The 17,063-nt window shown below is 34.7% G+C and carries 36 protein-coding genes; all 36 read left to right on the top strand.

Features of this window, described 5'->3' with window-relative positions:
• Positions 1-48: 48 nt before the first annotated feature.
• Complete coding sequence (locus LIX58_RS00375) at positions 49-780, top strand: helix-turn-helix domain-containing protein (protein WP_226385983.1); 732 nt, start codon at positions 49-51, stop codon at positions 778-780.
• A gap of 30 nt (positions 781-810) precedes the next feature.
• The gene (locus LIX58_RS00370; protein WP_413470810.1) at positions 811-1,578 is read left to right on the top strand and encodes an ATP-binding protein; all 768 of its coding nucleotides are present in this window, start codon (positions 811-813) and stop codon (positions 1,576-1,578) included.
• Positions 1,575-1,739, top strand: a complete 165-nt coding sequence (locus tag LIX58_RS00365; protein ID WP_226385982.1) for a hypothetical protein — start codon at positions 1,575-1,577, stop codon at positions 1,737-1,739. Before LIX58_RS00370 ends, LIX58_RS00365 begins: the two co-directional genes overlap by 4 nt.
• On the top strand, positions 1,729-1,971 hold the full coding sequence (locus LIX58_RS00360) for a hypothetical protein (protein ID WP_107641304.1): 243 nt from the start codon (positions 1,729-1,731) through the stop codon (positions 1,969-1,971). The genes LIX58_RS00365 and LIX58_RS00360 overlap by 11 nt, the downstream gene beginning before the upstream one ends.
• Before the next feature lie 10 nt (positions 1,972-1,981).
• Entirely contained in the window at positions 1,982-2,386 is a 405-nt protein-coding gene (locus LIX58_RS00355) for a RusA family crossover junction endodeoxyribonuclease (RefSeq protein ID WP_226385981.1), read from the top strand.
• Positions 2,386-2,580 (top strand): hypothetical protein, encoded by a 195-nt coding sequence (locus LIX58_RS00350; RefSeq protein ID WP_126565298.1) that lies wholly within the window; start codon positions 2,386-2,388, stop codon positions 2,578-2,580. The genes LIX58_RS00355 and LIX58_RS00350 overlap by 1 nt, the downstream gene beginning before the upstream one ends.
• Before the next feature lie 4 nt (positions 2,581-2,584).
• Positions 2,585-2,755: a hypothetical protein gene (locus tag LIX58_RS00345; protein ID WP_168210209.1), complete on the top strand. Its 171-nt coding sequence runs from the start codon at positions 2,585-2,587 to the stop codon at positions 2,753-2,755.
• Entirely contained in the window at positions 2,730-2,981 is a 252-nt protein-coding gene (locus LIX58_RS00340) for a hypothetical protein (RefSeq protein ID WP_053027753.1), read from the top strand. The genes LIX58_RS00345 and LIX58_RS00340 overlap by 26 nt, the downstream gene beginning before the upstream one ends.
• Before the next feature lie 4 nt (positions 2,982-2,985).
• Positions 2,986-3,450: a DUF3310 domain-containing protein gene (locus LIX58_RS00335; RefSeq protein WP_413470798.1), complete on the top strand. Its 465-nt coding sequence runs from the start codon at positions 2,986-2,988 to the stop codon at positions 3,448-3,450.
• A gap of 1 nt (position 3,451) precedes the next feature.
• On the top strand, positions 3,452-3,754 hold the full coding sequence (locus LIX58_RS00330; RefSeq protein WP_226385980.1) for a hypothetical protein: 303 nt from the start codon (positions 3,452-3,454) through the stop codon (positions 3,752-3,754).
• A 2-nt stretch (positions 3,755-3,756) separates the two neighbouring features.
• Complete coding sequence (locus LIX58_RS00325; RefSeq protein WP_226385979.1) at positions 3,757-4,221, top strand: nucleoside 2-deoxyribosyltransferase; 465 nt, start codon at positions 3,757-3,759, stop codon at positions 4,219-4,221.
• Complete coding sequence (locus LIX58_RS00320; protein ID WP_226385978.1) at positions 4,218-4,415, top strand: hypothetical protein; 198 nt, start codon at positions 4,218-4,220, stop codon at positions 4,413-4,415. The genes LIX58_RS00325 and LIX58_RS00320 overlap by 4 nt, the downstream gene beginning before the upstream one ends.
• Positions 4,402-4,809, top strand: coding sequence for a hypothetical protein (locus tag LIX58_RS00315; protein ID WP_226385977.1), 408 nt, complete (start codon positions 4,402-4,404; stop codon positions 4,807-4,809). The genes LIX58_RS00320 and LIX58_RS00315 overlap by 14 nt, the downstream gene beginning before the upstream one ends.
• Positions 4,809-5,177 (top strand): hypothetical protein, encoded by a 369-nt coding sequence (locus LIX58_RS00310; RefSeq protein WP_226385976.1) that lies wholly within the window; start codon positions 4,809-4,811, stop codon positions 5,175-5,177. The genes LIX58_RS00315 and LIX58_RS00310 overlap by 1 nt, the downstream gene beginning before the upstream one ends.
• Positions 5,170-5,346 carry a hypothetical protein gene (locus tag LIX58_RS00305; protein WP_017175567.1) on the top strand — a complete coding sequence of 59 codons (177 nt, stop codon included), beginning with the start codon at positions 5,170-5,172 and terminating at the stop codon, positions 5,344-5,346. The genes LIX58_RS00310 and LIX58_RS00305 overlap by 8 nt, the downstream gene beginning before the upstream one ends.
• Positions 5,347-5,694 (top strand): MazG-like family protein, encoded by a 348-nt coding sequence (locus LIX58_RS00300; protein ID WP_226385975.1) that lies wholly within the window; start codon positions 5,347-5,349, stop codon positions 5,692-5,694.
• Positions 5,687-6,514 carry a hypothetical protein gene (locus LIX58_RS00295; protein WP_226385974.1) on the top strand — a complete coding sequence of 276 codons (828 nt, stop codon included), beginning with the start codon at positions 5,687-5,689 and terminating at the stop codon, positions 6,512-6,514. The genes LIX58_RS00300 and LIX58_RS00295 overlap by 8 nt, the downstream gene beginning before the upstream one ends.
• Positions 6,515-6,519: 5 nt before the next feature.
• A complete protein-coding gene (gene rinB / locus LIX58_RS00290; protein ID WP_226385973.1) occupies positions 6,520-6,690 on the top strand; it encodes a transcriptional activator RinB in 171 nt (56 codons plus the stop codon).
• A 74-nt stretch (positions 6,691-6,764) separates the two neighbouring features.
• Entirely contained in the window at positions 6,765-7,184 is a 420-nt protein-coding gene (locus LIX58_RS00285) for a transcriptional regulator (RefSeq protein WP_037570310.1), read from the top strand.
• 219 nt (positions 7,185-7,403) lie between these two features.
• The gene (locus LIX58_RS00280; RefSeq protein ID WP_226385972.1) at positions 7,404-7,871 is read left to right on the top strand and encodes a terminase small subunit; all 468 of its coding nucleotides are present in this window, start codon (positions 7,404-7,406) and stop codon (positions 7,869-7,871) included.
• Complete coding sequence (locus LIX58_RS00275) at positions 7,858-9,138, top strand: PBSX family phage terminase large subunit (protein WP_226385971.1); 1,281 nt, start codon at positions 7,858-7,860, stop codon at positions 9,136-9,138. The genes LIX58_RS00280 and LIX58_RS00275 overlap by 14 nt, the downstream gene beginning before the upstream one ends.
• 13 nt (positions 9,139-9,151) lie before the next feature.
• Positions 9,152-10,648: a phage portal protein gene (locus LIX58_RS00270; RefSeq protein WP_226385970.1), complete on the top strand. Its 1,497-nt coding sequence runs from the start codon at positions 9,152-9,154 to the stop codon at positions 10,646-10,648.
• A 6-nt stretch (positions 10,649-10,654) separates the two neighbouring features.
• Positions 10,655-11,605: a minor capsid protein gene (locus tag LIX58_RS00265; RefSeq protein ID WP_226385969.1), complete on the top strand. Its 951-nt coding sequence runs from the start codon at positions 10,655-10,657 to the stop codon at positions 11,603-11,605.
• Positions 11,602-11,781, top strand: coding sequence for a hypothetical protein (locus LIX58_RS00260; RefSeq protein WP_226385968.1), 180 nt, complete (start codon positions 11,602-11,604; stop codon positions 11,779-11,781). Before LIX58_RS00265 ends, LIX58_RS00260 begins: the two co-directional genes overlap by 4 nt.
• A gap of 13 nt (positions 11,782-11,794) precedes the next feature.
• A complete protein-coding gene (locus LIX58_RS00255; RefSeq protein ID WP_226385967.1) occupies positions 11,795-12,073 on the top strand; it encodes a hypothetical protein in 279 nt (92 codons plus the stop codon).
• Positions 12,074-12,223: a hypothetical protein gene (locus LIX58_RS00250; RefSeq protein ID WP_180525245.1), complete on the top strand. Its 150-nt coding sequence runs from the start codon at positions 12,074-12,076 to the stop codon at positions 12,221-12,223.
• Between the two features lie 169 nt (positions 12,224-12,392).
• Positions 12,393-13,004, top strand: coding sequence for a DUF4355 domain-containing protein (locus LIX58_RS00245; protein ID WP_226385966.1), 612 nt, complete (start codon positions 12,393-12,395; stop codon positions 13,002-13,004).
• A 15-nt stretch (positions 13,005-13,019) separates the two neighbouring features.
• Positions 13,020-13,961 (top strand): phage major capsid protein, encoded by a 942-nt coding sequence (locus LIX58_RS00240; RefSeq protein ID WP_226385965.1) that lies wholly within the window; start codon positions 13,020-13,022, stop codon positions 13,959-13,961.
• Between the two features lie 22 nt (positions 13,962-13,983).
• Positions 13,984-14,253 carry a hypothetical protein gene (locus LIX58_RS00235; protein WP_103366860.1) on the top strand — a complete coding sequence of 90 codons (270 nt, stop codon included), beginning with the start codon at positions 13,984-13,986 and terminating at the stop codon, positions 14,251-14,253.
• Position 14,254: 1 nt separating this feature from the next.
• On the top strand, positions 14,255-14,584 hold the full coding sequence (locus LIX58_RS00230; RefSeq protein WP_226385964.1) for a phage head-tail connector protein: 330 nt from the start codon (positions 14,255-14,257) through the stop codon (positions 14,582-14,584).
• Positions 14,581-14,883 (top strand): hypothetical protein, encoded by a 303-nt coding sequence (locus LIX58_RS00225; protein WP_174694738.1) that lies wholly within the window; start codon positions 14,581-14,583, stop codon positions 14,881-14,883. The genes LIX58_RS00230 and LIX58_RS00225 overlap by 4 nt, the downstream gene beginning before the upstream one ends.
• Positions 14,883-15,239: an HK97-gp10 family putative phage morphogenesis protein gene (locus LIX58_RS00220; RefSeq protein WP_053028459.1), complete on the top strand. Its 357-nt coding sequence runs from the start codon at positions 14,883-14,885 to the stop codon at positions 15,237-15,239. Before LIX58_RS00225 ends, LIX58_RS00220 begins: the two co-directional genes overlap by 1 nt.
• 10 nt (positions 15,240-15,249) lie before the next feature.
• Positions 15,250-15,639 carry a hypothetical protein gene (locus LIX58_RS00215; protein ID WP_226385963.1) on the top strand — a complete coding sequence of 130 codons (390 nt, stop codon included), beginning with the start codon at positions 15,250-15,252 and terminating at the stop codon, positions 15,637-15,639.
• Between the two features lie 46 nt (positions 15,640-15,685).
• Complete coding sequence (locus tag LIX58_RS00210; RefSeq protein ID WP_053019812.1) at positions 15,686-16,231, top strand: phage major tail protein, TP901-1 family; 546 nt, start codon at positions 15,686-15,688, stop codon at positions 16,229-16,231.
• 65 nt (positions 16,232-16,296) lie between these two features.
• Positions 16,297-16,662, top strand: a complete 366-nt coding sequence (locus tag LIX58_RS00205) for a tail assembly chaperone (protein WP_196306352.1) — start codon at positions 16,297-16,299, stop codon at positions 16,660-16,662.
• A gap of 41 nt (positions 16,663-16,703) precedes the next feature.
• On the top strand, positions 16,704-17,060 hold the full coding sequence (locus LIX58_RS00200; protein WP_226385962.1) for a hypothetical protein: 357 nt from the start codon (positions 16,704-16,706) through the stop codon (positions 17,058-17,060).
• Positions 17,061-17,063 lie beyond the last annotated feature (3 nt).

The raw sequence follows: 17,063 nt of genomic DNA, 5'->3' as shown, positions 1-17,063 counted from the left end.
TTAAACCACCTCCTATACCAAGAAATTATATCAGAAAGGAGTAAATAAATGACTGAACAACCTAGTTACTATTCAATCATCACGGCTAACGTAAGATATGATAATCGCTTAACTGATAGTGAAAAGTTACTCTTTGCTGAAATCACGTCACTTAGTAATAAATACGGTTACTGCACAGCTAGTAATAATTACTTTGCAAAACTATACGAAGTTACTAAAAGAACAATATCAGCAAGAGTGAACAACCTTAAAGAACACGGTTACTTAAAAATCGAATTTGATTATAAAGGTAATGAAGTTAAACAACGAAGAATGTACCCCATGACGCAAAATTCCATACCTATAGAAGAAAATTTCCACAGGGGTATAGAAAATAATTTCCTACCCCCTATGGAAGAAAATTTCCAAGAGAATAATACAAGTATTAATAATACAAGATTAAATACTACAAGTATAAATACTAGCGCAACTGACGTTACGCGTGAGCAATTTGAGGAGTGGTGGCAACTTTATGATAAAAAGCTAGACAAGAAAAAGGCTTTTAGTTTATTCAAGTCAGCACTTAAAAAACACGACTTTGAAACTATCATGAATGGCACTAGAGAATACCTCAAAACCATTACTAACAAACAATATCAAAAGTATCCTAAAACATTCTTATCGCAAGAAAGTTATTTAAACGACTTTAGCGAAGAATTACCAGAAGAAACTAGCAACCAATACACAGACGCATTTAATCGTGCTGCGCAATCTGTGAACATGGGCAACGTGCCGTTTTAAAGGAGTGATAACGTGCAATCATTTAGCGATATAGCTAGACCAACTAGCTTTAAAAGTAAATTAGTTAAACAAGAGTATGGTTTGAAATGTGAAAGTTGTGGTCGTAAGTACGATTATTACGAATTTGATAACGGTCAAGTAGTTAAAGACGGTTGCGATTGCGAGATGATCGCACTAGCTAAACAATCGACTGAAAACTATCACAAGAAGCAACGACGTAGAAAAGCAGAGCGTATATTCAACCAATCTATTATGAATGAAGATTTAAAAAATGCGTCATTTGATAACTATGAACCTACTAATCAACAACTAGAATACGCTAAGCAGTTATGTAAACGATACGCAGATAACTTCAACCTAGATAATAAACAATCGTTACTAATACAAGGTTCATTTGGCACAGGCAAATCGCACCTATCAATGAGTGTCGTCAAAGAAGTTAAATCCAAAGGTTACACAGTCCTTTATATGAACGTACCACAACTGATTTCAACGATAAAAAACACTTACAGCAATCAATCAAGCATGACTGAACAGGAACTAGCAAGAATAGTAAGCGATGTTGATTTAATGGTATTCGACGACTACGGCATCAACATGAACGATTTTGCTACCAGCAAGATGTTCGAGTTAGTCGAAAGTAGAGTAGGCAAGCACAACATCTTTACTACCAACCTAGACGAAAAGGAAATGGCTAGGAATAAAGATTTACAACGAATATTTAGCAGAATAATGAGTAACACAACGCTAATCAAAATGGACGGTCAAGATTACAGAACTAGGGGGCTGAAATTTTGATTACATTAGACGACATCAAACTTAATCTTGAGTGTTCAGATGTGTATGCTCAGAAACTCGTAGAATACGCACAGGGCGACCAAGACAAGTTGGAGGATATATACTTCCAGAAACTTGCAGAACGTCGTGTAAGGAAGGGTGTGGTCGAATATGGGACTTAGAGAAAATCAACCTAACGCATATAGCCTATATGAAAGCGACGGTTGGGAAATGCTTAGGGTTCTGCCTAGAGATGACGGTACTTTCTATCTCGCTAATAAAGGTGGAATGAGTGATAAGCATTTTAAAGCATCTGTAACTAAAGATGAGTTAGCAAAGATGAAACGAAAACATAAATTATTTAGAAAAGAAGAATTACAACAGCAGACAACAATAGATGAATTCTTATTCTAGGAGTGACAACGTGCAGATAGAAATTAACTTTAACGAAACGTATGAGGCACCTATTGGCTCGCCTCGTCCACGTTTCAGAAATACAGGTAGATATGTTCAAACGTACATGCCAACGTCATATACAGCGCATAAGAAGTTTATACAGAGCCAGTTACCTAAAAAGATGTTGAATACGCAACTTAAGGTATCGCTTTACTTTTATTTTAAACCACCTAAGAGTTGGTCGAAAAATCAGAAACTAATAGCGATAGGTCAGTACAAACGTACTAAGCCAGATATAGACAACTTAATCAAGACTGTGTTAGATGCAGCAAACGATCATCTATGGAAAGACGATAACCAAATCGTTGAAATACACAGTTTTAAGCAATATGCAGAGGAACCGAAAATTATTTTAGAAGTGGAGGAAGTGTAATGCAGGAAGAAACACTAAAACTCACATTCGATTTAACTGTGGAAGTGGAACAACCTATTTGGATAAATAATCATGCAGATAGAGAAAACTATATCGAACATTACTCTGATAGATATAAAAATGACCCTTACAATTTACTCGATAATATCAAAAACATTACTGACGTTAGTGTCAGTTACGCAGATTGGAAGTGACACCATGATAAAAGTGAATTTAAACGGTAAACGTTACAGATTGTGTGATGTGTACAAATATTTTGATGTATCAGATAGTACGGTTCGTAAGAGATATGACGAAGGATTGCGTGGTCCAGAATTAATACATGGTAAGGGAGTATATCAATATGGTGCAGATGTACGAAAGAAATGAAAAGCAATTAACGGCTAAGCAGTTGTATGAGATACAGCAAGCTGAACTTAGACACGAAAGAGCGTTGAAACGTAAACGTAGAGAAGAACGTATTGCTAGGGCTAAACGTGCAGAGCGTGAAGTGGCTAAACACAGAGTGAATACTAGGTATTTTAAAAATCTAGTACAAAACAATCTTATGGTTAAAGTCAAAACAGATCAATACGGCAATGTTCAGAGGGGGTAACGGAATGGAAAATGTAAGAATAATTGATTTGAAAGTAGATAATATTGTTCAGTTCCAAGCAACATTTAAAGGTGTTACGGCTATGCAAACGGCCATAGTCAATCGTGTGTATGCAAAAGAAAAAGGTTTGAAAACAGTTTGGTATGCAGAGGTAGAGAATGCAGGTGGTTATAAATTCACACTTACAGATAACGATGACTTTGTGAGAGTTGATGAGCCATTCACACGTAAGGTGGATATGAAGGAAGGACAAGACGTAGTAAATAAACCAAAGCATTACACTTACGGAGATATTGAAGTCATTGATTACATTGAACAAGTAACTAAGAATTACAAACCAGAATTAGCGTTTGCGATTGGTAACGCAATCAAATATATCAGTCGTGCTAATCATAAGAATGGTGAAGAAGATTTAGATAAAGCACGTTGGTATTTAAATCGTGCATTTGAGAAATGGGAGGCAGAATAGAATGGCATATGATGTAGATTTTTGGTATATCTCACAAAACGCTTGTGAAATAACTTCAACATTTACTCCGTTTTCTGAAGGCGAAGAAGAATGTATTTATATGGACAACGAAGATTTCTTTGCAATGGTCGATCAATATAGTGATGCCACTATGATGTATGAAGCTTGGAGAACATTAAGAAGTCAATTAGAAGGAGAAAGTAAACAAAAAATGTTAGAGATCGAAGACAATTTAGGAATTGATGTAGATAAGGAATTAAAAAATATATATGAAAGGTCAATGGAATGGCGAATGGAGGACTAATAATGATCTATTTAGGTGGTGACATGCTAAGTATAGGACAACAAATGCGTCGTGAGTGGGAGAAGCAAGAGTTACAACGATTAGGCTTTAAAGTCTACGCACCACATGACGACAAAGACATAAACGATAAAGCGAATGCTAATCAAGATAAATTAGCAGAACGCATTGTGTTTAATGACACATTAGGCATGGAAACTAGCAGTATTATGATATTCGACTACTTACCTCATGCACAAGGGACAATTTGCGAAATGGGGTACGCACAGCGCCTTAAAAAAGAAAGTGAGAAGGATATTAAGATTTATGTTCAATGCACTGACATTAGACAAGGGACAGGACATATTTCGGAAGAACAAGATCGTGCAGAGTTCAGTATCAATCAATATGTGTATGGCGTAATCATAGATATTACAGACGGTAGAGGTATCCAAACATTTGATGAGATATGTGAGGAGTTAGTCTCATGATACTTAGCGATACAATCAACCAACGCTATCGCTATGCTACACAAGGCAAGACACCTACACAGATACAACAGGAATTACGCAAGCTAGGTGTCAACGGCTTTGTGGTTAAGGTAGCAGGAAGTAGAGTGACGATGTTGGTAAGTGAGAACGATATTAAAAGGAATAGGGAGTGTGTAAGGAATGACAAAGATTAAACGTAAGGTAGAGATGACATTACCAGAATTAATTGAGTGGGCGTGGGAGAATGAAGTTAGTGATAAGGCTTTTTATAGCAATCTTGATGGTGGTTCTGTGTATTTCGATAAAATTCAAAATTTGTCGATAGAGTATGAAATTGCTATAAATGAAACTTTCACAGTAGAAGTTGAAGAAGATATTACGGAAGAAACTCAAATATATAGACTTTTAGAATTAAGAGATAGTTTTAAATTTAAAGATGGTGGTTGGAAGGATTTAAATATATTGAAATCTTATATCTATAGTAATCGCTCTATTTCAGAAGTTAAAAATGAACATAGCGTTGCTATTTACATCTTAAACGATGATATGACGATAACTTTACTGTGGAAGGACGGTGCTATGGTGTAATGACAGTAACATTATCACAAAAAAGTTATGACGCATTGCTTGATGACCTCGAAAGATTGCGCAAGTGCAATATAGATTTGGAAGAAAAATTGAATAAAGAGATTAAATTAAGTTATGAAATAGAAGGTAATTTATATGATGTATCAAAAGAACGTGACAAGATAATCAATGATATGGCAGAAGTGAAAAGAAAGGCAGAGGCGTGGGATAAGTTAAAGGAATACGTATTAGACAGAAATGAGGCCTTTAGTGATAGAAAAGATTATGCACAAAGTCCACAACAATTTGAATACTTTGAAAACTTATCAACTGCATTTAAAGTTATAAAAACTAAAATGAACGATTTGGAGCGTAGTAGCGATGAGTAACGAATATAGAGAGCAACAAATCATCAAACATGCTTTGCAATATTATATTCAACGTCCTAACGCTAGTGAGTTAGATAAAAAACGTGAACAAAAAGTGTTGGATAAAGTTACTGATGAAGTAAAGAGAATGCAAAAACAATGGGATATACCTACTAAGGAGGAACAATAAATGAACACATTAGGACAATCAAAAACAGAAAACTTTGGCAGTTTAGATCAATTAGTAGAACAAGTACAACAATGGAGTATTGATAAAGATTTACACAAAGGTAATTCAGATAGACAAGCACTTAAATTCTATGAAGAAGCAGGCGAAGTTGCAGCAGCATTATCTCGTGGGCAAATGGATGCATTAAAAGACGGTATAGGCGATACAGTCGTTACATTAATTATTTTGGCACAACAACATGATATGACGTTACAGGAGTGTTTACAGTATGCATATGATGAGATAAAAGATAGAACTGGCCGTACTGTGAACGGTACATTTATTAAGGCAAGTGATTTGAATGGTTAGAGTACATTCAAATGTTGATGACTTTCCTTTAGCTGAAACGCCTACAAAAATGAAAGTTAATATTTTAGGACAAGTTTTTGGGAAATTAAAACCAGTTGAAAGGATTGTAAAAATAAGACCTAATGGTAAAAAAGTAATCTGTTACGATTGCGAATGTGAATGTGGTAACACCGTACTATTTCCTATGCAATATTTAACATCCGGAAGAAGAAAAGATTGCGGTTGTGTTAAACGAATTGTTCATTTAGATATTGTAGATAAAATATCTAAAGGCAAAGATTACCACAAGAATTATAGACGTGAATATACAAAAACTGAGTTTGGTTTTTTGAATAAATTATACTATGCAATGGCGTCAAGAAACAGAGAAAAAGGGTTTGGAGAATTACCGTTCAGCGTGCAAGAATTTACTACAAAATTTATTAAACATTATTCGTTTGTGAAGCTATTCGAAAATTATAAAAATAGTGGGTTTGATAGAGGTTTAGCGCCGAGTATAGATAGAATTAACCCTAATTTAGGTTATTTTTATGAAAATATGCAATTTGTTACTTCTAAAGAAAATGCAGAAAAAGGATTGCAAGAGTTTAAATTAGTTAAAAGTAGACCTATATCTATGTACGATTATAAAACTAAAGAGTTGATTATGAAATTTGATTGTGTAAAAGACGCTGTAACATACACAGGTTTACAACAAGGAAATATAAGTAAAGTTTTAAATGGCAATAGAAATAAAACGGGTGGTTATTATTTTGAATATGATCAGAAAGAAGATAGCGATGTACTAACTAAAATTAAACAAATGCTAGGTAAGGAGTGAACGTAATGATTAAACGTACACTAAAAATATGGTTCATCATCGCAATATACGAACTAAGTAAATATATAACTAACGAACTTATCGTTAAGTTGCAGAGCGAAGACGATATTGATACTGCACCTTCAGATTACGCTTTAAATGGTGATCAAGCAGATTTGAATGGAGTAAGACGATGACAGGTTGGATAGTATTGATACCTATTGCCTATCTCATTTGGATAATAGTTAAAAGCAAAATGGAGGAATGAATTTTGACGTTAAGACGATCTACACAGATTTATTTAGAAAGCGAATTAAGTAATTACAAGTATATTGATAAAGATATCGCGCGTGTACGTGAAGAAGTACTTAATCCATGGCAACCTACTGATACAAATATCGGTGGAGAACACGTACACAGTAATATAAGCGTTACAGAGATTAAAGCGACTAGAGTAGTTAATGATAGACGTTTATCACAATTAGCCAGAATGAAATCTGCTATTGAAGTAGTATATCATTCCAGTACGCCGGAAGTTCAAAAGTTAATGGAACTATATTACTTCAAAAAACCTAGAACGTTAAATCTTACAGGTGTAGCACAAGAGATATGCGTTAGTAAGTCGACTGCGTATGATTTAAGAAAAGATTTATTAACTCGTTTAGCTGATGAGTTAGGGATTATTCATTAAGTTTGGAAAAGTTCTGGAAAAATAACGTCAACTTAACCTATATAATGATATTGTGGCTACGGAAATAGTCATAACATACTCCTTTCTATATAGTTACGTGGGAAAGTCTTCCTAAGCTTTTCAAATATTGATGCCTATCTGAGAGAACACTCAGGTAGGTTTTTTGTTGTATAAAAAATAAATTAAATGAGCTTATCGTGAGAGTTGGTGATATATGAGATGAAATTAACCAAAAAACAAGAGATGTTTGTCGAAGAATATATTATTGATCTAAATGCTACACAAGCAGCAATTAGAGCAGGATATAGTAAGAAGACAGCTGGGCAAATCGGAGAGCAAAACTTGAAAAAACTTGAAATTCAACAAGCTATTAACGAAAAGCTCGCTGAAAAGAAAGAAAAGCTTATTATGAAACAAGATGAGATACTTGAACGACTAACTCAACAAGGTAGACGTGAAGCAACTGATTATCAAGTAGTAATTACTGAGAAACCAGTAACGAATGAAAAAGGTGATGTAGTTGCTATTGAGAAGTTACCAGAGATAGTTGAAGTACCTACCCAAAACAAAGATGTGATTAAAGCGTTGGAAACATTAGGTAAATATTATGTTATGTGGACTGATAAGCAAGAAGTTACTCAACGCAATATAGAAATTAACATAGGTGATTACAATGACGAACCTTAAACTTAATTTTAATCACCCAGAAAAAGTATTCAACAAGAATATATTTGAGATATTAACGAACTACGAAAATTTCACTGAAGTACATTATGGTGGAGGTTCAAGTGGTAAGTCACATGGTGTTATTCAAAAAGTGGTACTTAAAGCATTAATGAAGTGGCCTATTCCTAGACGTATGTTGTGGTTAAGAAAAGTACAATCGACAATCAAAGATAGTTTATTTGAAGATGTTAAGAGCTGCTTAATTGATTACGGTATATGGGATATGTGCCAATGGAATAAAACTGATAATAAAGTAGTGCTGCCTAATGGTGCTACATTCTTATTCAAAGGTTTAGATAACCCAGAGAAGATTAAATCAATTAAAGGTATTTCAGACATCGTTATGGAGGAGGCGTCAGAATTTACATTGAATGACTATACACAACTAACATTGCGTTTAAGAGAACGTAAACATGATTTTAAACAGATATTCTTGATGTTCAACCCAGTATCTAAATTGAATTGGGTATATAAATATTTCTTTGAGCATGGCGAAGATATGGAAGGCGTTATGATACGCCAATCTAGTTATAAGGATAATAAGTTTTTAGATAAAATCACTCGTGAAAACTTAGAGTTATTAGCTAAACGCAATCCAGCTTATTACAAAATATATGCGTTAGGACAATTCGCTACTTTAGATAAATTAGTATTCCCTAAGTATGATAAACGATTACTCAATAAAGATGAGTTAAGACATTTACCTTCGTACTTCGGACTTGATTTTGGATATGTGAATGATCCTAGTGCTTTTGTTCATGTAAAAATAGATAAAGAAAATAAGAAGCTATATATCATTGAAGAATATGTTAAGACTGGAATGTTAAATGATGAAATTGCTAAAACAATAAAGCAATTAGGTTACGCTAAAGAAGAAATTACTGCCGATAGCGCAGAACAAAAAAGTATTCAAGAAATTAAAAAACTAGGTATTGAACGTATTAAGCCTACAAGAAAAGGTAAAGGCTCGGTTGTTCAAGGGCTTCAATTCTTAATGCAGTTCGACATAATAATAGATGAACGTTGCTTCAAAACTATTGAAGAATTTGATAACTACACATGGCAAAAGGATAAAAATACAGACGAATATCTGAATGAGCCAGTAGATACTTACAATCATTGTATAGATGCACTCCGCTATTCAGTAGAACGTTTTTATAAACCACAAACAAATAAACGTTCAAATATTAGAAAAAGTATTAGCGCTATTAAATCAATGGGCTTATAAGGAGGGATAACGCTTGTTAAAAGTAAATGAATTCGAAAGAGATGCGGAATACCGACAACATCGAGATAAGATATATAGACGTGACGCAGTAGAAACATATCGTTACGACGGTACATTAAGCGAGATACTAGATGATTATGATTTCATCAGTGAATGTATTAGTCATCACTTAGATGCACAAGTACCTAGATTACAAATGCTTGACGATTACTATCAAGGACTTAACTACAACATCATGCGTAATCGCAGACGTAGAGAAAGACACTTAGCAGATAATCGTGCAGCACATGATTTTGCATCATACATCGCAGACTTTATTAATGGTTATTGCTTTGGTCATGCAATACAAGTACAAACAGAAGATGAAAGTACACAAGAGAAGATTAACGGACTACATAAGCTAAACGACATCGACACGCATAACCGTTCAATTGGATTAGACTTATCTATCTTTGGTCGCGCTTATGAGTACATTATCCGTAATCAAGATGATGAAGTGAGATTATATAAATCTGATCCACGTAATACATTTGTGATTTACGATAATACGATTGAACAGAATAGTTTGATTGCGGTTAGGTACTGGCAAACGTCAACAAGAGAATATGATGACACAGATATTTACAATGTAGACATCATTACACCTAATGCGACTAATTTCTTTATTGCGAATAAATCCACTAATTTGAAATTGCAAGAACGTAGACCAGCAGAACCACACTCATTCGGCAAAGTGACAATCACAGAGTTTAGCAATAATGAAAAGCGTCGTGGAGACTTTGAGAAAGTTATTCCACTTATCGATTTATATGATAATGCACAATCAGATACAGCTAACTATATGAGTGATTTAAACGATGCGATGTTACTTGTTATCGGAAACATGGAACTTGATAGCAATACTGCGCAATTACAAAAAGACGCTAATGTATTCCACCTAGTCCCGCCAGAATATACAACAATGGATGAGAGAACGACTGAAGGTAATGTGGATGCTAGATACATCTACAAAGAATACGATGTAAATGGTGTTGAGTCTTATAAAGACAGAATTAGTCGTAACATTCATATGTTCACTAATACTCCAGATATGAGCGACGAGAATTTTGCTGGTCAGACCTCTGGTGAGGCCATGAAATATAAGTTATTCGGACTAGAACAACGTACTGCAATCAAAGAAGGTTTATTCCGAAAAGGCTTGCGTAGACGTTACAAGTTAATCGGTCAGATTATGAGTATCAATCGTGAATTAGATAAAGATGCTATTCAAGATTTAACATTCACGTTTACTCGTAACATTCCTAAATCAGTGAAAGATGAAATGGATATGTACTTACAAGCAGGTGGGGAAATCAGTCAACAATCATTGATGTCTCTTGTATCGTTCATTGATAACCCACAACAAGAAATGGAACGTATCGAGAATGAAGAAGATATCCAACTTCAAAAATCAGATGAACGAATGTACAACTTAGAGGGTATGGATAATCAAACCAATATTAAGGAGTGATAGTCCATGACCTACTGGGAAGATAGAGCAAAGGAAATCATTGATGAAGAAAGTAAATCGGATTATGAGATTGCTAAAGAAATACAACGTATTGTCGATGAAATGAACGCTGATATCGAAGATGAGATTAATCGTTTTTACGCAAGATATGCAATTAACGAAGGTGTTTCTTTCATCGAAGCTAAGAAGAAAATTGACGCAGTAGATGTACAACAATTCTCTCAAAAAGCTAAAGAATATGTAGAAAACAAAGACTTTAGCGAGAAAGCAAATCAAGAATTGAAAGCCTACAATACTAAGATGTATGTAAGTAGAGAGAAACTACTACAAGCACAACTAGGACTGATTGTTACTTATGCTTATGCTCAGATAGAACAATCTATGTATAACTACATGGAGAGTGCTTATTACAGAGCATTAAAGCAACAAGCAGGTATCTTAGGAGAAACACTCCAAGTATCTATCAATGATGTTAAAACAATCGTATTCACACCGTTTGAAGGGCATAAATGGAGTACAAGACTTTGGTCAGATATGGACGTGGTAAGACGACACGTACAAAAGACCACACGTCATGTATTATTACGTGGCAGACACCCTTATGAGTTTGTGAAAGACTTGCGCAAAGATACAGGGGCAACAACTTACAACATGAAACGCCTATTACTTACAGAAACTGCTAGAGTTCAAACAGAAGCGTCTAAACGTCATATGCTAGACCAGCATGGAGAAGATGCGGAGTACGAGTTTGTAGCAAAAATGGATAGCAAGACTACGAAAACATGTAGGAGTTTGAATGATAAAACATTTAAAGTAAAAGACATGGTTCCGGGTGTAAATGCTCCACCTATGCACCCATTTTGTCGTAGTGCGGTCGTTCCACACGTTGATGAAAATAGGCGTGATAAATTCTTCGAAGAACGTAAAGGTAAATATTTTGGAGGTGTGGTTAAATGAGTAATCAAGAACAATATTTAAAAGAAATTACCAATGAGTTGAAGTTGATTAGAAAACAATTAGAAAAGACGAATGACAATAATACTGTGAAAATTGGAATGGATGTTAGTCTTAAAGATTTAACAACTATTGTGAATGAGGTCAATGCGTCTAGAGATGCTAAATTTACACTTTAGGAGTGATTAAATAATGGGACAGTTTACTACTGAAGCTTTAATTGGTTCGAAGTATTTATATCAATCATTAGCAAATAAAGGCATTCAATTGATATCAGGTGAACATTTCAATCAATTAAACGACTACGTAAAACATGAAACTTTTTATCAATGCGGAAATTGCGGAAGTCTAAATGTAGAAGTAATTAGAATGACAGTGCCAAAAGGTTATGTAGGTCACCAAAGAGAATGTGCAGATTGCGGCACATATGAAATATGCGAATTTGTGAACGAAGAAAAAGGTGATGATTAGATGTTAAAAGCACTCGAACGTATCGCTGACGCTTTAGAACACATTCATGTAGAACTGAAGCGTCTGAATGATACAAATCCTAGTAACCAAGCACAAGCGAAACCTAAGCAAGATAAAAAGAAATCATTCGAGCCAAAGAATTTTATTTAAACTATGACCTAAGTAAGTCATTAAACTGCTAATAACGCAATCAACTGGATTAATACAATGTAATAAACATAGATATCAGCACACTTTATTGGGCTTAAACGCACTATAATGGGTGCTTTTTTTATGCGTAAAATCATTCGTGTTAAGACTGTTTGAAAGGACGATATAAATGAATGAAATTAAACGATTAAAGCTAAATTTACAGCATTTTTCTGAAGATAATCCCAATGATCCTGAAGGAAAAGATAAACAAAGTGGAAATGACCAAGGCGATGATGACAAAAAAGTTTTTGAATTAACTCAAAATGAGTTAGATAGTCAAAAGCATAAAGCTGTGAATAAAGCACTAGCAAATCAAGAAAAGAAATTTGAACAAAGATTAAAAGAAGCTGTTGAAAATGCACGTTCCGAAGGTGAAAGCTATGCCAAATTAACTCAAAAAGAAAAAGAAGAAAAAGCATTATCAGAACGTGAAAAAGCAATTGCTCAACGTGAAAAAGCACAAGCACTTAAAGAACTCAAATCTGATGTAGTTGATGACTTGAAAGAACAAGAACTTCCTACATCATTTGCTGATGCACTCATCAAAATTGAGGATAACGAAGAAATTAAAGACGTTATTCGACAAATCAAAAAAGACTTTGATAGTGCTGTTGGAGAAAAAGTCAAAGAAGCTACTCGTCAATCTACTCCAAGCAATCAAAGTAGTAGTTTTGGCAATCAACAAACAAGTGGCAAGTCATTTGAAGAACTTGCTAATAAATATCGAATTATAAAATAACGGAGGTTTTAATTTATGGCAGATGTAAAAGTACAAACGTTTAATCCAGATAACGTTATGATGCATGAAATGAAAGATGGTACGTTATTAAACGATTTTAACGAACCTATTTTATTAGATGTATTACAAAACTCAAAAGTGATGCAGTTAGGTAAATATCAAGATATGGGTGGTAAATCAGAAAAGGAATTCACTTATTGGGCAGATAAGCCGGGCGCTTACTGGGTAGGTGAAGGTCGTAAAATTCAAACTACTAAGCCTAGCATTGTAAGTGCTAAAATGCGTTCACACAAATTAGGTGTTATTGTCTTAGCTTCTCGAGAATTTTTAAACTACACTTACTCACAATTCTTTGAAAAGATGAAACCGCAAATTGCTGAGCAGTTCTACAAGAAGTTTGACGAAGCAGTTTTACTCAATGTTGATAATCCATTCACTCAATCAGTAGAACAATCAGTAACTACCGCTGGTAACGTTGTGAACGGTCCTATCAACTTAGAAAACGTATTAGCTTTAGAAGATGAGTTGTTAGAACATGATGTAGAAGCTAATGCTTTTGTATCTAAAACTCAAAACCGTACAGCTTTACGTGGTGTGCGTGACGAAAACACTAATGAAAGTTACTATGATTGTTCAACTAATACATTAGACGGAATTCCTGTCGTTGATTTAAAATCGGATGAAATCAAAAAAGGTGATTTATACGCTGGGGACTTTAATAAAATGTTCTACGGCATTCCATACAATATGAATTATGAAATTTCTACACATGCACAATTATCTACTATTCAAAACGAAGATGGTAGTCCAGTAAACTTATTCGAACAAGAATTAATCGCTTTACGTGTGACTATGGACGTTGCATTCCACATTGCAGACGATAACGCATTCGCTAAATTAACTGAAGGTGCAGCTACTAACCCTGAAACAGCTACACCACAACCTGAAACTGTCTAATTAATCTAAGGAGGTCTGACACATGGCTTATTCATACGAAGTAGTACGACCATTTGTAGATGCAGAGGATAACAAGCCTTATGAAGTTGGCGACATTTATCCTACTGATATTACAGATGAACGTATTACTCAATTACTACATGCTGATAACAAATTCAATAAACAATATATTAAATTAGTTGTAGATGATAAGAATACGAAAGCAGAATTAATTGAAATCGCACAAAAACATGGTATTGAAGTATCTGAAAAAGATACGAAAGCAGACATCTTAGACACATTGGAGGGATAGTATGGCTACATTAGAGAATGTTAAGCTATTACTCTCAATTAAAGATGACTTACAAGATAAACTGCTTATACGAATTATAGATAACACTGAAAAGCGTTTGATTAGCTTACTTCCCGTTGGCAATGATGAAGTTCCAGATAGATTGGAATACATCGTCGAAGAAGTAGCAGTCAAGCGCTTTAATCGTGTTGGCGCAGAAGGTATGACGCAGGAAAGCGTAGATGGGCGTTCTAATACGTTTCAAGCAAACGACTTTGACGAATATATGGATGTAATAGATCAATATACGCCACGAAACTCAGATAAACGTGGGGCAGGTATTTTCTATTGAGATATAACAAGAGAGTCGTGTTTGCTAAAGAAACGAAAGGAAAGTACAACCCTAAAACAAACAGAACTGAAACATACAAAAAGCGCTACGATGCAATACCATGTAATATCAGTCCGCTAAGTCCACAAAAAACAGTGGTGCAATACGGAGACATCAACAAAGACATCAATATCATACGTTTAAACGGTCATTTTGAGCCTACTGCGACGCATGCTTATATTAACGATACTAAGTATCAGATAACCAAAAGAATTGATTATGAACACGATACAGTGTTCTATATCGAGGAGGTTAAGTAATGCGTTTCGGTGGTGGAGATTTAGACGACTTAATCAGAGATTTTGACCGAATGAACAATACTATTGATGACAATGTAGATGAAGTGTTGCACGAGAATGCGGTGAAATTTAGTACAGACACAGTTAAAACTGCTAAAGAAGTAATGAACAAAGGTTATTGGACTGGTAACTTAGCTAGAATGGTTGAAGATGCTAAAGAAGGACATCTTAAATATGGTATCACTTCTAAAGCTGGTTATTCATCTTTCCTTGAATACGGAACCAGATACATGGAACCAGAAACGTTTATGTTCCCAGTCTACCAAGAGTTCACGAAAAAAGTCAGAGCAGACCTCGAAAGATTAATTAACGGTTAGGAGGTATGCGATGAAACAATCAGTGAATTTGCAATTGTTCAATTATCTTTATACAAGGTTTGAAGAACTTGGCGTGCCTATCATTCGCACAAGCGAACTCAATCAAGAATTACCTTATCCTTTCATTGCTATTCAGAGTATTAGAGATGATATACGTCGTTTAACTTTTGACAGTTACAGTGGTAATCCTACTGCAATTATCCATATTTGGTGTACGGAAGATGATAAAGGTAAGAATGATGAGTTATACATTCAAGTTCAATCTATTCTACTAGATGAGATACAACTAGACGGATATACATTGACACTCCCACAAATTAGTGTGAATGAGAGTACAGAACAAGAAACCAATCAAACGTTGTCACATACAACTATAAGTGTAGAGTACGCAAGTCATTAAATTGGCTTGCGTTTTTTAATACAAAAATTTAGGAGGTATTCAACCTATGCCAACAAAACAAGGTACTGATGAATTAGTTTTAATTCGTAAATTAGGTGATAGAAAAGATGCTAACAAAGTAATGTTAGTCACTGAATTAGAACGTGAAACTGAAAAAGACAGAGATACAGAAGCTACATTTGATGGCTCAGTTAACTCTGGTGGTACATTAGAGTCTACTGTAACGATTAATTGCTACATGGATCAAAAAGACACTTTATGCGATGAAATTGAGGACGCTACGGAAGACGATACACCATATGAATTATGGGTAATCAATAAGCGTGTTCAAAATAGCGAAGGTAAGTACAAAGCTGAATATAGACAAGGTTACTGGAATAGTATCACTCGTACTAATGAAGCAGACGGTATTGCTGAATTTGAAACAGAGTTTGGCGTTTATCTTAAAAAACAACGTGGTTATGCTACATTACCGCAAGCAATCGAAGCAAACAAAGCTGCTTATGGCTTCCACGATACTGTTGCATCTGATCCAGCAGACGACGGTTTGGCTGAAAGTATTCCACAACCAACAGAAGTTGAAACTGTATAAACATGAGGGGCAATATCCCCTCTTTTTTATTTGCGCAAATAAAAAATAAGTGAGGTATTTAAATTATGAATGTTAAATTTAAAGATAAAGAATTAGAATTATCATTCGGATTAGGTTTCTTAAACAAAATTGATAAAGAGTTAGGTTTAGAAGTAGAACAAATGACTATCGGTCAAGGTTTAAATATGTTAGTCCCTAACTTATCTAACGGGAATGTAGTTGCATTAGCTAAAGTAATTAAAGCAGCAACTGCACATCACAAAAAGAAACCGCAAACTGATGAAGAACTAGAAACTGTCTTAGAAGATATTGCAGAAAATGAAGGTATTGATACTTTCTGTGAGCAAATCATTGAGGAATTGGGAAAGAGACCTTTAACCCAAAACCTAGTGCCAGACGAATACAAACAAGACAAGAAAAGCAAGAAGTAAATAATGATGTACTGACATTTGATAGAGTAGTTGTCGTTTGCATGAGTAAGTTGAAGATATACGACTTACACAAAATAGAAATGATGACGCTCAGAGAGTTTAACTATCGCATGTATGCACTTGAATATGAGCAACTTGATAAAGACATGGATATGTATAAACTCGCCTTTGCTATACGTGACGCTCAAGCGGAGCAGAAAAAACGTGGTGGCAAAAAGGGAGAAACTGAGTACAGGTTTAGAAGTGCTAACGACATTATGGACTACGAAGAAAACGTCAAACGTCTTAATAGAGGAGAACCTCTCAAATTTGGTTCAGACTCCAAACAAGAAGTTAATGCACCATCTGATTTGCTCAAATTAATTGCAAATCATAACAATTCTTTAAGAAAGGAGTGATAA

Origin of the sequence: Staphylococcus sp. Marseille-Q1834, assembly GCF_916858875.1 — a bacterium.
GTDB lineage: Bacteria > Bacillota > Bacilli > Staphylococcales > Staphylococcaceae > Staphylococcus > Staphylococcus pragensis.
The sequence above is the reverse complement of the archived record's forward strand: the minus strand, read 5'-3'. Positions and strand labels throughout refer to the sequence as shown.

Bases quoted from the DNA above. Each gene is read 5' to 3' on its own strand.
- LIX58_RS00305 (WP_017175567.1), top strand. From the start codon at position 5,170: ATGAGTAACGAATATAGAGAGCAACAAATCATCAAACATGCTTTGCAA.
- LIX58_RS00275 (WP_226385971.1), top strand. From the start codon at position 7,858: ATGACGAACCTTAAACTTAATTTTAATCACCCAGAAAAAGTATTCAAC.
- LIX58_RS00215 (WP_226385963.1), top strand. From the start codon at position 15,250: ATGAAACAATCAGTGAATTTGCAATTGTTCAATTATCTTTATACAAGG.
- LIX58_RS00340 (WP_053027753.1), top strand. From the start codon at position 2,730: ATGGTGCAGATGTACGAAAGAAATGAAAAGCAATTAACGGCTAAGCAG.
- LIX58_RS00205 (WP_196306352.1), top strand. From the start codon at position 16,297: ATGAATGTTAAATTTAAAGATAAAGAATTAGAATTATCATTCGGATTA.
- rinB (WP_226385973.1), top strand. From the start codon at position 6,520: ATGATTAAACGTACACTAAAAATATGGTTCATCATCGCAATATACGAA.
- LIX58_RS00255 (WP_226385967.1), top strand. From the start codon at position 11,795: ATGGGACAGTTTACTACTGAAGCTTTAATTGGTTCGAAGTATTTATAT.
- LIX58_RS00375 (WP_226385983.1), top strand. From the start codon at position 49: ATGACTGAACAACCTAGTTACTATTCAATCATCACGGCTAACGTAAGA.
- LIX58_RS00315 (WP_226385977.1), top strand. From the start codon at position 4,402: ATGACAAAGATTAAACGTAAGGTAGAGATGACATTACCAGAATTAATT.
- LIX58_RS00235 (WP_103366860.1), top strand. From the start codon at position 13,984: ATGGCTTATTCATACGAAGTAGTACGACCATTTGTAGATGCAGAGGAT.
- LIX58_RS00230 (WP_226385964.1), top strand. From the start codon at position 14,255: ATGGCTACATTAGAGAATGTTAAGCTATTACTCTCAATTAAAGATGAC.
- LIX58_RS00300 (WP_226385975.1), top strand. From the start codon at position 5,347: ATGAACACATTAGGACAATCAAAAACAGAAAACTTTGGCAGTTTAGAT.
- LIX58_RS00345 (WP_168210209.1), top strand. From the start codon at position 2,585: ATGATAAAAGTGAATTTAAACGGTAAACGTTACAGATTGTGTGATGTG.
- LIX58_RS00220 (WP_053028459.1), top strand. From the start codon at position 14,883: ATGCGTTTCGGTGGTGGAGATTTAGACGACTTAATCAGAGATTTTGAC.
- LIX58_RS00245 (WP_226385966.1), top strand. From the start codon at position 12,393: ATGAATGAAATTAAACGATTAAAGCTAAATTTACAGCATTTTTCTGAA.
- LIX58_RS00320 (WP_226385978.1), top strand. From the start codon at position 4,218: ATGATACTTAGCGATACAATCAACCAACGCTATCGCTATGCTACACAA.
- LIX58_RS00265 (WP_226385969.1), top strand. From the start codon at position 10,655: ATGACCTACTGGGAAGATAGAGCAAAGGAAATCATTGATGAAGAAAGT.
- LIX58_RS00280 (WP_226385972.1), top strand. From the start codon at position 7,404: ATGAAATTAACCAAAAAACAAGAGATGTTTGTCGAAGAATATATTATT.
- LIX58_RS00360 (WP_107641304.1), top strand. From the start codon at position 1,729: ATGGGACTTAGAGAAAATCAACCTAACGCATATAGCCTATATGAAAGC.
- LIX58_RS00250 (WP_180525245.1), top strand. From the start codon at position 12,074: ATGTTAAAAGCACTCGAACGTATCGCTGACGCTTTAGAACACATTCAT.
- LIX58_RS00210 (WP_053019812.1), top strand. From the start codon at position 15,686: ATGCCAACAAAACAAGGTACTGATGAATTAGTTTTAATTCGTAAATTA.
- LIX58_RS00260 (WP_226385968.1), top strand. From the start codon at position 11,602: ATGAGTAATCAAGAACAATATTTAAAAGAAATTACCAATGAGTTGAAG.
- LIX58_RS00325 (WP_226385979.1), top strand. From the start codon at position 3,757: ATGATCTATTTAGGTGGTGACATGCTAAGTATAGGACAACAAATGCGT.
- LIX58_RS00350 (WP_126565298.1), top strand. From the start codon at position 2,386: ATGCAGGAAGAAACACTAAAACTCACATTCGATTTAACTGTGGAAGTG.
- LIX58_RS00330 (WP_226385980.1), top strand. From the start codon at position 3,452: ATGGCATATGATGTAGATTTTTGGTATATCTCACAAAACGCTTGTGAA.
- LIX58_RS00295 (WP_226385974.1), top strand. From the start codon at position 5,687: ATGGTTAGAGTACATTCAAATGTTGATGACTTTCCTTTAGCTGAAACG.
- LIX58_RS00335 (WP_413470798.1), top strand. From the start codon at position 2,986: ATGGAAAATGTAAGAATAATTGATTTGAAAGTAGATAATATTGTTCAG.
- LIX58_RS00310 (WP_226385976.1), top strand. From the start codon at position 4,809: ATGACAGTAACATTATCACAAAAAAGTTATGACGCATTGCTTGATGAC.
- LIX58_RS00240 (WP_226385965.1), top strand. From the start codon at position 13,020: ATGGCAGATGTAAAAGTACAAACGTTTAATCCAGATAACGTTATGATG.
- LIX58_RS00200 (WP_226385962.1), top strand. From the start codon at position 16,704: ATGAGTAAGTTGAAGATATACGACTTACACAAAATAGAAATGATGACG.